Consider the following 13,660-nt stretch of genomic DNA (forward strand, 5'->3'; position numbering starts at 1 on the left):
CCAGGATGCGGCGCCCGGCCCGGCAAAGTCAGCTGGCCAAGTTGTCGAAACGAAAGCGTAGAGTTGGCCACTATGGCACTCACCCTGCGCGCGTTGACCGAGCAACGGGCGCTCGGCCTGCACGTGGTCGCGGGGGAGCGCGGCCTCGACCGCCCGATCGGCTGGGTGCACCCGACCGAGCTCACCGACCCGCAGGCCTTCCTCGAAGGCGGCGAACTCCTGCTCACCACCGGCCTCGCTCTCGACGACGCCACCTCGGCCGCCTACGTGCAGCGACTTGTCGACGCCGGCGTCGCCGGGCTCGGCTTCGGCGTCGGCTTGAGCCACGACCACGTGCCGAAAACGCTGGTCGAGACCGCCGACGAGGTCGGCCTGCCCGTGCTCGAAGTGCCCCGCAAGACGCCGTTCATCGCCATCACCCGCGCCGTCTCACGCGCGGTGGCGGCCGACGAGTACGCCGCGACCGTGCGGATCGGCCGCGCCCAGCAGGAGCTCACGCGCGCGGCGGTCGGCCGAAGCGGCACTGCGGGGGTGGTCCGCAAGCTCGCGCAGCTGATCGACGGCTGGGTGGTGCTCTTCGACTCGCCGGGCCGCGTCGCCGCGGCCGCGCCCGCCGCCGCCCAGGCCCTCGGCGCGGAGCTCGACGTGAAGAACCTGCGCACCGGCACGCGGGTCGTGGCGCTGGGGCAGCACGAGGTCGTGCTCCAGACCCTGCACCCCCACGGCGTGCTCGCCGTCGGCACCACCGTGCCGCTCGATGCCACCGGCCGGCACATCGTGAACACGGCCGTCGCCCTGCTTTCCCTTGCGCTGAAGCAGGATCGCGCACACCAGAACGGCCTGCGGTACCTGCGCACCGCCGTGCTCGACCTGCTCGCCGAGGGCCGCGCGGACGCGGCGATGACAACGATCTCCACCGTGTGGGGCGAGGTGCCGGATCCTCCGTGGCGAGTGCTGTACTTCCAGACCCGCTCACCGGGGTCGCGCCAGCGTCTCTACGACCGCTTCGAAGCGGAGCTCTCACCCCAGCAGGTGTTCTTCGCCCGTCACGGGATCGCGGTCACCGCCGTGACCGCGGTGGACGCAGTCCTCGAAGAGCAGCTGATCACTCTCGCCGGCGAGGGCGCCTACCACGTGGGCATCGCGGAAACCTCGGAGCCACAAGGCTTCCCGGACGCGCTCCGGCAAGCCGAACAGGCCGCCGAGGCCGCGGAGAGCCGCGGCCTTCCCGTGCTGCGCTACGCCGACCACGCCGGCCGAGGGCTGCTGAACCTCCTCGAACCCCTTGCCGCGCAAGCCTTCGCCCACGAGCTGCTCGCGCCCCTGCGCGACCGGCCGGACCTCGAGGAATCGCTGCGCGCCTGGCTCGAAGACCACGGCCACTGGGACCGCGCCGCCACCCGGCTCGGCGTGCACCGCCACACCCTGCGCAACCGCATCACGAAGGTCAGCGAGCTCCTCGGGCAAGACCTCGACTCACCGGGTGTCCGCGCAGAACTCTGGCTCGCGCTTCAGGTCACCGGCTAGGGATCACACGCTCACGAGCAGCGCGATCGGCGAATCCCCGCACCGGCGCAGCGTCGCCCCGCCCGACATCGTCTGCGGCTCCGCCCCGGCCGTCCACCACGCCGGCACGTCGACGTCCCGCACCAGCGAACCCGTGGCCTGCCGCACGCTGTTGGACACGATCACGCGCCCCTGCGCGTTGAGCAGCGCCGCGTGCCGGCCGAGCGAACGCAGCCGCCGGCTCACCGTGCGCTCGAACTCGCGCACGTACACGTCCGCGCCGACCACGCCGGCGAACGAACCGTCGCGGTACACGGGCAGCGTGAAGGTGAGCGTGTACTCGTCGGTGCACAGGTAATCGACGTACGGGCCGTTGATGTGCCGGCGCCCGCTGTCGCGCGGCACGGTGAACCACGACTGGCGCGTGTAGTCGAGGAAGTTCGGGCTCTCCGGGTCGAGGCTGATGAACAGCTGCTCCGGCACAAGGGCGTCCGAACCACCGTCATCCGAACCACTGCCGCCGGAACCACGGTCGTCCGAACCAGTGGTGGTCCACCACTCGAAACCGAACTCCTGGTCGGACAACACGTGGGGCGCGCTCACGAACCCGGCGCCGATCACGAGGCCGCCGAGGGCCTCGAGCACTTGCGGCCGGATGCCGTGGAGCGTGTCGGCGCCGGCACCGCCGGGCTCGCCCAGCAGTGTCTCGGCCGCGGCCAGCACGGGCTTCAGGCGGTCGAAGATCTCCTCGACCAGCGCGGATACCTGCGCGACGACCTCGTCGCCGGTCAACGTGCGGGTGTCGGTCACGGTGCTCACCTCGATCGCAGGGTCATCGAAGCTTACGGCGTTTCGAGGCTTAAGTGCAGATCCGCGAGCCGGTCGAGGGCGCTCAGGATGTGCTCCTCGGTCAGCTTGCGGGCCAAGTCGCCGTCGGCCGCGGCGATCGCGGTGACGATCGCGTGGTGCTCAGCGTAGGACTGGCGGCAGGTGCCCTCGCCGTCGAGGGGCACCCAGAGCAACCCGCCGTGTTCGCCCTGCAGTTGAACCTCCTGGTTGGTCAGCCGCGGCGACTGCGCCGCCGCGGCCACTTCGAGGTGGAAGTGCCGCTCGGCGCGCGTCGCCTCCGGGCCGGTCGCGCCGGCGAGGTCTTCGCTGGTCAGCCGCAGTCGTTCCAGGTCTTCGGGGGAGCTGCGCTCGGCCGCGAGCTTGGCCGCCGAGCCGCCCACGGCGAGGTAGTGATCGCCGAAGTCGCGCAGATCGGCCAGCGACACGAGCCGCAGCCGCTGGGCCCACGAGCTCGCCGCGGGCCACGCGGGCGTGCGCACGAAGCTGCCGCCGCCGCGGCCGCGCCTGGTCTCGACCAGCCCCTGCTGCCGCAGCACGGCGAGCGCTTCCCGCACCGTCACGGTGGACACGCGGAACTGCGCGGCGAGCTCGGCCTCGCTCGGCAGCTGCTCGGCGTCGTCGAGCAGACCCAGGGTGATGGCGTCGAGCAGCCGCGCCGCGACCGCCTCGGCGCGGCCGAGCTGGTCGAGCGGAGCGAACATCGCCAGTCGTGCGCTGTTCGACATCTCCTTGCGCATCGTGGGTCCACCCGTCTCGGCATGCGATGGGGGCCAATAGTGCCCCAGGACCTTGTCATATGAAATATGGAGTTATATGTTTCACCCTGCCACGGAGAGTCAGGAGGCGCACGCGTGCAGGAACTGAAGCACTACATCGGCGGGAAGTACGTCGATTCGGTGTCCGGTAAGGGCGGAAAAGTCCTGGAGATCGTCGACCCGGTCACCGGTCGCGCCTACTGCACCGCGCCGGTGGCCGGCGCCGAAGACGTCGATCACGCGCTGAAGGTGGCGGCCGAGGCGTTCGAGAGCTGGAAAGAGAGCACGCCGGCCGTGCGCCAGCTCGCGCTGCTGAAGATCGCCGACGCCGTGGAAGCCCGCGGCGAGGAGCTCGTGCGCGTCGAGTCGCAGAACACCGGCAAGCCGGTGGCGCTCACGATGTCGGAAGAGCTGCCGATGATCGTCGACCAGCTGCGCTTCTTCGCCGGAGCCGCGCGCGTGCTCGAAGGCCGCGCGGCCGGCGAGTACATGGAAGGCCACACGTCCTTCATCCGCCGCGAGCCCGTGGGTGTCTGCGCGCAGGTGACGCCGTGGAACTACCCGCTGCTCATGGCCATCTGGAAGATCGCGCCCGCGCTCGCGGCCGGCAACACCGTGGTGCTCAAGCCTTCGGACACCACGCCGGCGTCGACGCTGCTGCTGGCCGAGATCTGCGGCGAGTTCCTGCCGCCGGGTGTGTTCAACGTCGTGACCGGCGACCGCGACTCCGGCCGCGCGCTCGTGGAGCACCCGATCCCCGCCATGGTGTCGATCACCGGCTCCGTACGCGCCGGCATCGAGGTCGCGAGCGCCGCCGCCCGCGACGTGAAGCGCGTGCACCTCGAACTGGGTGGCAAGGCGCCCGTGATCGTGTTCGAGGACGCCGATCTCGAGAACGCCGCCGAGACCATCGCCATGGCCGGCTACTTCAACGCGGGCCAGGACTGCACCGCCGCCACGCGCGTGCTCGTGGCCGACGACGTGCACGACACCTTCGTGGCCGCGCTCGCGCGCCAGGCCGAGGCGAACAAGACCGGCAAGCCCGACGACGACACGATCGCCTTCGGCCCGCTCAACAACGCCGCGCAGCTGGAGAAGGTGTCGGGCTTCATCGACCGGCTGCCCGAGCACGCCACCGTCCACTGTGGTGGCCGCCGGGTCGGCGACGAGGGCTACTTCTACGAGGCCACCGTGGTTTCCGGCGTCACGCAGGACGACGAGATCACGCAGAACGAGGTCTTCGGCCCGGTCATCACCGTGCAGCGCTTCTGCGACGAAGCCGAAGCGGTGAAGGCGGCCAACGGCGTGCCTTACGGTCTCGCGTCCTCGATCTGGACGAAGGACCACCAGCGCGCGATGCGCGTGTCCGGCAAGCTCGACTTCGGCTGCGTGTGGATCAACACCCACATCCCGCTCGTCGCCGAGATGCCCCACGGCGGGTTCAAGAAGTCGGGCTACGGCAAGGATCTCTCGCTGTACGGCCTCGAGGACTACACCCGCGTGAAGCACGTCATGAGCGCGCTGTAGGTACCGGTGACGAGATCCACGGGAAGGCCCGCCATGCCCCACCAAGCGCCCGCCGCCGCCCGCCGGCCCGACCAGCCGCGCGCCGGCGGTGAGCCGGCCATCCGGCTCACCGGGCTGCAGAAGCACTTCGACAAGGTCCGGGCCGTCGACGGCGTCGACCTCGACATCCCGCCCGGCGAGTTCTTCTCGATGCTCGGCCCGTCGGGGTCGGGCAAGACCACCGTGCTGCGCATGATCGCCGGCTTCGAACTGCCCACCGCGGGCACGATCGAGCTCGCCGGCCGCGACGTGAGCCAGCTGGCGCCGTTCGAGCGCGACGTGAACACCGTGTTCCAGGACTACGCGCTCTTCCCGCACATGTCCGTGCGGCAGAACGTGGAGTACGGGCTGAAGGTGAAGCGCGTCGCCAAGGCCGAGCGCAAGCAACGCGCGGCGGAAGCCCTCGAAACCGTGCGGCTCGGGGAGTACGGCGACCGCAAGCCTTCGCAGCTCTCGGGTGGTCAGCGCCAGCGCGTCGCTCTCGCGCGGGCGCTGGTGAACCGCCCGAAGGTGCTGCTCCTCGACGAACCGCTGGGTGCGCTCGACCTCAAGCTGCGGCAGGCGATGCAGATCGAGCTGAAGCAGATCCAGCGCGAAGTCGGGATCACCTTCGTGTTCGTGACGCACGACCAGGACGAGGCGCTGACCATGAGCGACCGCATCGCGGTGTTCAACGCCGGGCGGATCGAACAGGTCGGCACCCCGGTGGAGGTGTACGAGAGACCGGCGAGCGCCTTCGTCGCCGGCTTCGTCGGCACGTCCAACCTGCTCAGCGGCCGTGGCGCCGAAGCGGTGATCGGCAAACCCGGCGTGTACAGCATCCGACCGGAGAAGATCCGCATCGACGGTGATCTTGCGTCGCCGGCCGGTCCGGGCGAGACTTCGGCGACCGGTTTGGTCACGGATGTCGTATACGCCGGATCCACAGTGCGCTACGCTGTCGCGCTCGATGCGGGGGGTCAGTTGTCCGTGGTTCGCCAGAACACCAGTGAGCCGACCGAGTTCGCCGACGGTCGGGTCCGCCTGCGGTGGCGCCACGAACACAGTTTCCGGGTCCCCGAAGCCGGCTAGTTCTCACGGGAAGGTTTCTCTCGACATGAAGAACAGGAAGACGCTGCTCGCTGGGCTGTGCGGCGTGAGCCTGCTGCTCGCGGCCTGCGGGACGTCGGGCTCCGACTCGAACACGGGGTCCGCGCCGGGCGCTCAGGGGTTCACCCCGCCCAAGCTGGCCGCACTCACCCAGCTGGGCCAGCCGGAAGGCCAGCTGAACGTGCTCGCGTGGCCCGGATACGCCGAAAACGGCTCCACCGACCCGAACATCAACTGGGTCAAGCCGTTCGAGGACCAGACCGGCTGCAAGGTCAACGTCAAGGCCTTCGGCACGTCCGACGAAGCCGTGACGCTGATGAAGACCGGTCAGTACGACGTGGTGTCCGCCTCGGGCGACGCGTCGCTGCGCCTGGTCGCCTCGGGTGACGTCGAGCCGGTCAACACCGCGCTCGTGCCGAACTACAACGACGTCTACCCGTTCCTGAAGAACAAGCCGTGGAACAGCGTCAACAACGTCGCCTACGGCATCCCGCACGGCTGGGGTGCCAACGTGCTCACCTGGCGCACCGACAAGGTGAGCCCGGAGCCCACGTCGTGGTCGCCGATGTTCGACGTGAACTCGCCCTTCAAGGGCAAGATCATCGCCTACGACTCGCCGATCTACATCGCCGACGCCGCGCTGTACCTCATGGCGCACCAGCCCGACCTCGGCATCAAGAACCCGTACGCCTTGGACGACAAGCAGTTCAACGCCGCGGTGGACCTGCTGAAGAAGCAGCGCCCGAACGTGAGCGAGTACTGGTCGGACTACCTCAAGGAAACGCAGTCGCTCAAGGCCGGGGACGCCGTGATCGGCACCGCGTGGCAGGTCACGGTGAACCTGGCCAAGACCGACGGCGCACCGCTGGGCGCGACCGTGCCGAGCGAGGGTGCCACCGGTTGGTCGGACACCTGGATGGTGGCCACGAAGTCGCAGCACAAGACGTGCGCGTACAAGTGGATGGACTACGTCATCAGCCCGAAGGTCAACGCCCAGGTGGCGGAGTACTTCGGTGAGGCCCCGGCGAACTCGAAGGCCTGCGCCGAGATGACCGACAAGTCGCTGTGCGACACCTACCACGCCAGCGACGCGGCCTACGCCGCCAAGATCCAGTACTGGACCACGCCGATCCCGCAGTGCCTCGACGGCCGCACGGACGTCAAGTGCAAGGACTACGGCGACTGGACCCGGGCCTGGACCGAGATCAAGGGTTGACGCGTGCACGGGTGCCGCGCGGTCCGCGGCACCCGTGTTCAACCCCGGTAGCTCCGGGGGCGGCGGGCACCTCCCCCTCGTCCGCCGCCCCCGGACCCCTCTTCCCGACCGTGCCCCCGAAGGTGCCCCGCATGTCCGCCGTGAGCCCGCCGAGCCGTCGCGCTTCGGCTTTCTTCTTCCGCAAACCCAAGCTGCGCCTGGGCATTCTCCTTTCGGCTCCGCTGCTGTGGCTCGGCCTGGCCTACCTCGGCGCGCTGGCCGCCCTGTTCATCACGGCCTTCTGGTCCACCGACGTGTTCACCGGCAAGGTGGTCACGGACTGGTCGTTCGACAACTTCGCGACCCTGTTCACCGACTCGGTCTACCGCACGATCACGCTGCGGACCGTCGGCATCGCGCTGCTGGTCACGGTGATCGACGCGGTGATCGCGTTCCCGATGGCCTTCGCGATGGCCAAGCTCGCTTCCCCGAAGGCACAACGGATCCTCGTGATCGCCGTGATGACGCCGCTGTGGGCGAGCTACCTGGTGAAGGCCTACGCGTGGCGCACCCTGCTCTCGGGCAACGGCGCGATCAGCTGGCTGCTGAGCCCGTTCGGCCTCTCCGGCCCCGGCTACGGCGTCGCCGCCACCGTGATCACGCTGTCGTACCTGTGGCTGCCGTACATGATCCTGCCGATCTACGCGGGTCTCGAGCGGCTGCCCGATTCCCTTGTGGACGCTTCGGGTGACCTCGGCGCGAAGTCCTTCCGCACGTTCCGCTCGGTGATCCTGCCGCTCGCCTTCCCGGCGATCGTGGCCGGCTCGATCTTCACGTTCTCCTTGTCGCTGGGCGACTACATCGCCGTGAAGATCGTGGGCGGCACGTCGCAGATGCTCGGCAACGTGGTCTACGACAACATCGGCGCGGCCAACAACCTGCCGTTCGCGGCGACCGTGGCCATCGTGCCGGTCGTGATCATGCTCGTGTACTTGGCCGTCGTGCGTCGCACCGGCGCGCTGAACAACCTCTAGGAGACCGCCGTGCGCATGTCGAAGACCGGCCGGGTGGTGCTGTGGACGGCACTCGGGGTCGGGTTCGCGGTGATCTACTTCCCGCTTCTGGTGGTGCTGCTCAACTCCGTGAACTCGGACACCACGTTCGGCTGGCCGCCGAAGAGCTTCACCCTGGAGTGGTGGGGCCGCGCGGTGACCAACGAAGGCGCGCTGCGCGCATTGCTGACCAGCGTCGAGGCGGGTCTGGCGGCCACGGCGATCGCGCTCGTGCTGGGCACGATGGCCGCGTTCGCGTTGCAGCGCTACAAGTTCTTCGGCCGTGATTCGTTGTCACTGCTGGTGGTGCTGCCCATCGCGTTGCCCGGCATCGTCACCGGCATCGCGCTGAACAACGCGTTCCGCACGATCCTCGGCATCGATCTCGGCCTGCTCACGGCGATCATCGCGCACGCGACCTTCTGCATCGTGGTGGTGTTCAACAACGTCGTCGCCCGCCTGCGGCGCATGGGCGGCAACCTCGAAGAGGCGTCGATGGACCTCGGCGCCGACGGCATGACCACCTTCCGGCTGGTCACGTTCCCGATGCTGCGCTCGGCGCTGCTGGCGGGCGGGCTGCTGGCGTTCGCGCTGTCGTTCGACGAGATCATCGTGACCACGTTCACGCTCGGCACCGGCATGGAGACGCTGCCGATCTGGATCTACAACAACCTCTTCCGGCCTAACCAGGCGCCGGTGGTCAACGTGGTGGCGGCGGTGCTGATCATCGTGTCCACGGTGCCGGTGTACTTCGCGCAGAAGCTCTCCGGTGGCGACAGCTCGTCGGGTGGCCGGATCTAGGCCACGTTGCGGATGGTGCCGCCGTCCACCCGGAGGGTGGCTCCGCTCACGTAGTCGGCATACGGGCTCGCCAGGTACGCCACGGCGCCCGCGATCTCTTCCGGACGCCCGAAGCGGCCGATGTCGTTGGGCACGAAGTCGCGCGCGGCGTTGGCCTCGATGGTTTCCCACGTCTCGCCCCAGCCGTGCTCGGGAGCGAGATCGGTGAGGTAACGCTGCACGGCGTCCACGAGGATCGCGCCCGGCGCGACCACATTGGACGTGACGCCGGTGTCCTTCAGCTCGCGCGCCAGGGAAACCGCGAGGTTGTGCCGCGCGGCGAGAGTGGCGTTGTACTGGGGGAGGATCTCGGTCGGCTGGCCGGAGAGGCCGCCGCCGATCTGGATCACGCGGCCCCAGCCGCGCTCGCGCATACCGGGCACGAGGTGGCCGATCATCCGGACCGCGGACACCACGTTCACCTCGTACGTCCACGCCCAGTCGGCCGGCGTCGCGTCGGCCCAGCCGCGGTGCTCGTAGGCGCCGGCGTTGTTCACGAGCACATCGATCTCGCCGGCCTGCGTCGCCACCCGCTGCGCGCCTTCGTCGGTGGCGAGGTCGCCGATCGCCACGGCCCTGGCGCCGATCTTCTCGGCCACCGCGTTGGCGCGGGCTTCGTCGCGGCCGTGCACCACCACGTCGGCGCCTTCTTCGGCGAGCAGCCGCGCGATCGCTTCGCCGAGTCCGGAGCTGGAGCCGGTGACGAGCGCGCGGCGGCCGATCAGGTTGAGGTCCATGGGTTCTCCACTAAGTATACGGATGTAGATTTAGTTTTAGTCTACACTCGTATACATGACCGCACCAAGACGCCGTGACGCCGCCGCCACCCGGGAAGCCATCTTGCGCGCCGGCGTCGAAGCCTTCACCCGCTTCGGTTACGACGGCGTCGGCGTGCGGGAGATCGCGCAGTCCGCCGGCGTCACGGCCATGCTCGTGAACCGCTACTTCGGCTCGAAGGAAGGCCTGTTCGCGGAGGTGGCCGAGGTGTCGATGGCCGAACGCACGGTGCTGACCGGCGACGCGGCCACGCTGGCCCGCGACGTCGCCGCCGCGCTGGTCTCGCGCACGGCGCCGGAGGCCGACAACCTCGACCCGTTCCTGCTGATGCTCCGCTCGGCCTCGAACCCGCGCGCGGCCGAGATCCTGCGTGCGGGCATCGAAAAGCACGTGGAGGCGCACATCCTGGACGTCGTCCCCGAGCTGCGGGGTACCGACCGCGCGGCGATGGCGCTGTCGCTCATCGCGGGTTTCTGGTTGATGCGCAGGGTGATCGGCAGCAGCGCGCTGAACGCGGCCGACGAGGCCACGCTGGCGGAGACGCTGGAAAGCCTCTTCCGGCTGCTGCTGGCGACCTAACGGAACTCGTCGGTCGCCTGCCGCAGCGCGGCCAGCGTGCCCGGGTCGTTCACGGCGTGGCCGGCGCCTTCGGTGATCCGCAGGTCCGAGCCGGGCCACGCGCGGTGCAGCTCGTACGCGGTGATCGGCGGGCAGACGGCGTCGTAGCGTCCCTGCACGAGGATGCCGGGCACACCGGCGAGCTTGCCGGCGTCGCGGATCAGCTGGTCTTCCTCGAGCCACGAGTCGTGCGTGAAGTAGTGCACGGCGAGGCGCGCGAAGGTGAGCGCGAACGCCGGGTCGGCGTAGCGGTTCACGAACGCTTCCTGCGGCAGCAGCGCCACCGTGGCGCCTTCCCAGACGCTCCAGGCGATCGCGGCGCGCTCGCGCACCCCGCGGTCCTCACTGGCGAGCAGCTCGGCGTAGCCGGCCAGCGGGTCGGCGTGGTGCTCGGCCGGCAGCGGGGCGAGGAAGTCCTCCCACTCGGCCGGGAAGAGGTTCGCCGCGCCGCCGCGGTAGATCCAGTCGAGCTCGCGCTTGCGGGCCGTGAAGATGCCGCGCAGCACCAGTTCGGTCACCTGATCGGGGTAGGTCTGCGCGTACGCCAGCGCGAGTGTCGAGCCCCATGAGCCGCCGAACACCTGCCAGCGTCGAATGTTCAGCCGCTCTCGCAGCAGCTCCAGGTCCGCGACGAGGTGCCACAACGTGTTCGTGCTCAGGTCCGCGTTCGGTTCGCCGACGCCCGGCGTGCTGCGGCCGGCGCCCCGCTGGTCGAACAGGATGATCCGGTACGCGGCGGGGTCGAAGTGCCGCCGCGCCATCGGCGCGATCCCGCTGCCGGGCCCGCCGTGGAGCACGACCACCGGCTTGCCCTGCGGGTTTCCCGCTTCCTGGCAGTAGATCCGGTGTCCGTCACCGACCTCGAGCATCCCATCGGCCGACGGCTGCAACGGCGGGTAGAGGTCGTCCATGCCGATCACTCTGCCGGATCCGCCGCCGTTTCGCGGGGGCCGGGCGGGCTTCCCGGCGGACGTTCAGCCGAAAGGCCGCGAGCCGTCCGGGTGGTCGTCCCAGTGCCCGCTGCTCCGGGAAAGGGGTAGCGGATCGGGAAGGTGGAGGCCCGCCCCCGCCGCCGGGCTGAGCGGGCCCCCGTCCGTGTCGCTTCGGCAGCCCCGGGTTCCGGGGGCCGCGTCGGCGATTTCCTTCACCGTGGTGCGGACCTCGGGCGACGGGCCGCGCGTGAAGCTCTGGCTGCTTCCGGCATCCCGTCCTCCTCGCTGAGGTTCACACCTTCGTGGTGGGGACCACGCTAAGCCACGGCCCGAACACCAGTCAAGGACATGATTCGTGTTCATGGATGTGAACAAGCACAGGCGGGCCGCCGAGGTTTTTTCGCCCCCTTGCCCCGCGTTTACCCGGTGGTGGGTAGCTTGCGCGAGGAGCCGGCAATACGACGCGAGAAAGGGCTCGAGAATGTCCGCGGTCACGTATGTCGAGTCGATCGTCGTCGGCGCGCTGCAAGGTGTGTCGGAATTGTTTCCCGTGTCCAGCCTCGGGCACAGCATCCTGCTGCCCGCGGTGATCGGCGGATCGTGGCAGCGTGATCTCAGCATCGGTGAGGGTTCGCCTTATCTCGCGGTGCTCGTGGCGATGCACGTGGCCACGGCGCTCGCCCTCGTGCTGTTCTTCTGGCGCGACTGGGTGCGCATCATCGGCGGCCTGTTCTCCTCGATCCGCCACCGCGAGATCCGCACCGCCGACCAGCGCCTCGCGTGGCTGCTGATCCTCGCGACGATCCCGGTCGGCATCGCCGGCCTGCTGCTCGAAAGCGTGCTGCGCGACTTCCTCGGCAAGCCCGTGCCGTCGGCGATCTTCCTGATCCTCAACGGCGGGGTGCTGTACGCGGCCGAACGCTTCTCCCGGGCGGCGCCGAAGGCCGGGATCTCCGGCAGGACAACGGAAGACACCGTCGACTTCAGCGCCGAGGACACCCTCGTGATGCGCGCGGTCACGGTCGAGGAAGCCACCGACGCGCGGCTGTCGAAGCTCAGTGTGAAGGAGGCCGTGCTCATCGGCTCGGCCCAGATCCTCGCGCTGCTGCCGGGCATCAGCCGCTCCGGCATCACGATGGTCGCGGGCCTGCGCCGCGGCCTCGGCCACCAGGATTCGGCGCGCTTCGCGTGGCTGCTCGCCACCCCGGTGATCCTCGCCGCGGGCGTGCTGAAACTGCCTTCGCTGTTCACTCCGGAGAACAGTGCGTCGCTGGGTCCCGCGCTCGTCGGAAGTCTGGTGGCGGGGATCGCGTCCTACATTTCTGTCCGTTTTCTCACGAAATACTTCGAAACGCGAACCTTGACGCCGTTCGCCATCTACTGCGTCATCGCCGGAATCGGCAGCCTGCTCGTCTTCAGTTTGTGAGGGCGGTGTCCCCGGCCGAATTCCGGAAGGGGACACTGGCGGTATCGAAACCGCACTCACCGGCACCACGATCTTCACGGCCTGGACTCTCGACGTCCCGGCCCTGCTCGTGGTGCTCGTGCTCGGGGTGGCCTACGTGGGGGCCGCGCGCAAGCAGGAGAGCTGGCCGCCGGGGCGCACCGCGGCATTCCTGGCGGGGCTCGCCACGATCGTGCTCGTCACCTGTTCGTTCCTCGGCACCTACGACACCACGTTGTTCTGGGTCCGGGCCACGCAGAACACCGTGCTGCTCATGGTCACGCCGCTGCTGCTGGCTCTCGGCGCGCCGATCACGCTGCTCATGCGCACCGCGCCGCCGCGGGTCGCGCAGTGGCTGCGTCACCACGGCCGCAGCCCGTTCGCGAAGTTCCTCACCTTCCCACTCACCGTCACGGTGGTGCTGATCGCGCCGTTCCTGGTCATCTACCTCACGCCGCTCTACGAGCTGGCGCTGGACCACGCGGTGGTCGGCGGCCTCGTGCGCCTGCTGGTGGTGGTCGCGGGGTTCCTCTACTTCTACAGCCGCGTGGGTCTCGACCCGACGCCGCGCGGCGGCTCGCACCTGGTGTCGATGTGGATCTCGTTCACCGAGGTCGTGTTCGACGGCGCGCTCGGCCTGGTGCTGTGGCTCGGCCCGCTGCTCGCGCCCGCGCACTACGCGACCGCCCACCCCGGCTGGGGTCCGGACCCGCGCACGGACCAGGTTATCGGCGCCGGCGTGCTGTGGATCGGCGGCGACGTGGCCGGCCTGCCGTTCGTCGGCGCGCTGTTCGTGCGCTGGGTCCGCGACGACGAGAAGCGCGCGAAGCAGGTGGACGAGCGGCTCGACGAGGAAACCGAATCCGGCGACGCGCCCGTGAGCGGGCTCTGGTGGCAGAACGACCCGGAGCTCGCCGAGCGGTTTCGCCGCAAGTGAGCTCCGGGCCGTGAGGTCGGGATCAGTGGTGTCAGGTTCAGCAGTGCCGAACGCAGTGGTGCCGAACCCAGCGGTGCCGAACCCAGGGGTGTCGGGTTCA

13 protein-coding genes are annotated in these 13,660 nt (G+C 69.4%); 9 read left to right on the forward strand and 4 right to left on the reverse strand.

All coding sequences use genetic code 11. From position 1 onward, the window contains the following. The first annotated feature begins 72 nt into the window (after positions 1–72). Positions 73–1,527, forward strand: a complete 1,455-nt coding sequence (locus VSH64_RS43500; RefSeq protein ID WP_326568554.1) for a PucR family transcriptional regulator — start codon at positions 73–75, stop codon at positions 1,525–1,527. 3 nt (positions 1,528–1,530) lie between these two features. On the opposite strand, the gene VSH64_RS43505 is transcribed toward VSH64_RS43500, so the two are convergent. Continuing rightward, positions 1,531–2,316: a cache domain-containing protein gene (locus VSH64_RS43505; protein WP_326568555.1), complete on the reverse strand. Its 786-nt coding sequence runs from the start codon at positions 2,314–2,316 to the stop codon at positions 1,531–1,533. A gap of 32 nt (positions 2,317–2,348) precedes the next feature. Beyond that, complete coding sequence (locus VSH64_RS43510; RefSeq protein WP_326568556.1) at positions 2,349–3,092, reverse strand: FadR/GntR family transcriptional regulator; 744 nt, start codon at positions 3,090–3,092, stop codon at positions 2,349–2,351. Positions 3,093–3,206: 114 nt separating this feature from the next. On the opposite strand from VSH64_RS43510, the gene VSH64_RS43515 reads away from it, so the two are divergent. The 5 genes from VSH64_RS43515 (at position 3,207) to VSH64_RS43535 (ending at position 8,813) form a co-directional block, all read left to right on the forward strand. Continuing rightward, positions 3,207–4,637: a gamma-aminobutyraldehyde dehydrogenase gene (locus VSH64_RS43515; RefSeq protein ID WP_326568557.1), complete on the forward strand. Its 1,431-nt coding sequence runs from the start codon at positions 3,207–3,209 to the stop codon at positions 4,635–4,637. A 33-nt stretch (positions 4,638–4,670) separates the two neighbouring features. Then, the gene (locus VSH64_RS43520) at positions 4,671–5,747 is read left to right on the forward strand and encodes an ABC transporter ATP-binding protein (RefSeq protein ID WP_326568558.1); all 1,077 of its coding nucleotides are present in this window, start codon (positions 4,671–4,673) and stop codon (positions 5,745–5,747) included. Positions 5,748–5,772: 25 nt separating this feature from the next. Then, positions 5,773–6,981: an ABC transporter substrate-binding protein gene (locus VSH64_RS43525; protein WP_326568559.1), complete on the forward strand. Its 1,209-nt coding sequence runs from the start codon at positions 5,773–5,775 to the stop codon at positions 6,979–6,981. Between the two features lie 131 nt (positions 6,982–7,112). Then, positions 7,113–7,994: an ABC transporter permease gene (locus VSH64_RS43530; RefSeq protein ID WP_326568560.1), complete on the forward strand. Its 882-nt coding sequence runs from the start codon at positions 7,113–7,115 to the stop codon at positions 7,992–7,994. Between the two features lie 15 nt (positions 7,995–8,009). Further along, a complete protein-coding gene (locus VSH64_RS43535; protein ID WP_407655716.1) occupies positions 8,010–8,813 on the forward strand; it encodes an ABC transporter permease in 804 nt (267 codons plus the stop codon). Here VSH64_RS43535 and VSH64_RS43540 read toward each other — a convergent pair. After that, complete coding sequence (locus tag VSH64_RS43540; protein WP_326568562.1) at positions 8,810–9,589, reverse strand: SDR family NAD(P)-dependent oxidoreductase; 780 nt, start codon at positions 9,587–9,589, stop codon at positions 8,810–8,812. The genes VSH64_RS43535 and VSH64_RS43540 overlap by 4 nt on opposite strands. A 55-nt stretch (positions 9,590–9,644) precedes the next feature. Between VSH64_RS43540 and VSH64_RS43545 the strand changes: the two genes are divergently transcribed. Beyond that, the gene (locus VSH64_RS43545; protein WP_326568563.1) at positions 9,645–10,208 is read left to right on the forward strand and encodes a TetR/AcrR family transcriptional regulator; all 564 of its coding nucleotides are present in this window, start codon (positions 9,645–9,647) and stop codon (positions 10,206–10,208) included. Here VSH64_RS43545 and pip read toward each other — a convergent pair. Beyond that, positions 10,205–11,158, reverse strand: coding sequence for a prolyl aminopeptidase (gene pip / locus VSH64_RS43550; protein WP_326568564.1), 954 nt, complete (start codon positions 11,156–11,158; stop codon positions 10,205–10,207). The genes VSH64_RS43545 and pip overlap by 4 nt on opposite strands. A gap of 502 nt (positions 11,159–11,660) precedes the next feature. On the opposite strand from pip, the gene VSH64_RS43555 reads away from it, so the two are divergent. Beyond that, a complete protein-coding gene (locus VSH64_RS43555) occupies positions 11,661–12,605 on the forward strand; it encodes an undecaprenyl-diphosphate phosphatase (RefSeq protein ID WP_326568565.1) in 945 nt (314 codons plus the stop codon). A gap of 112 nt (positions 12,606–12,717) precedes the next feature. Further along, positions 12,718–13,560: a cytochrome c oxidase assembly protein gene (locus VSH64_RS43560; RefSeq protein WP_326568566.1), complete on the forward strand. Its 843-nt coding sequence runs from the start codon at positions 12,718–12,720 to the stop codon at positions 13,558–13,560. Positions 13,561–13,660: the final 100 nt, after the last annotated feature.

The sequence above is a fragment of the Amycolatopsis rhabdoformis genome (assembly GCF_035918295.1).
Lineage (GTDB): Bacteria > Actinomycetota > Actinomycetes > Mycobacteriales > Pseudonocardiaceae > Amycolatopsis > Amycolatopsis rhabdoformis.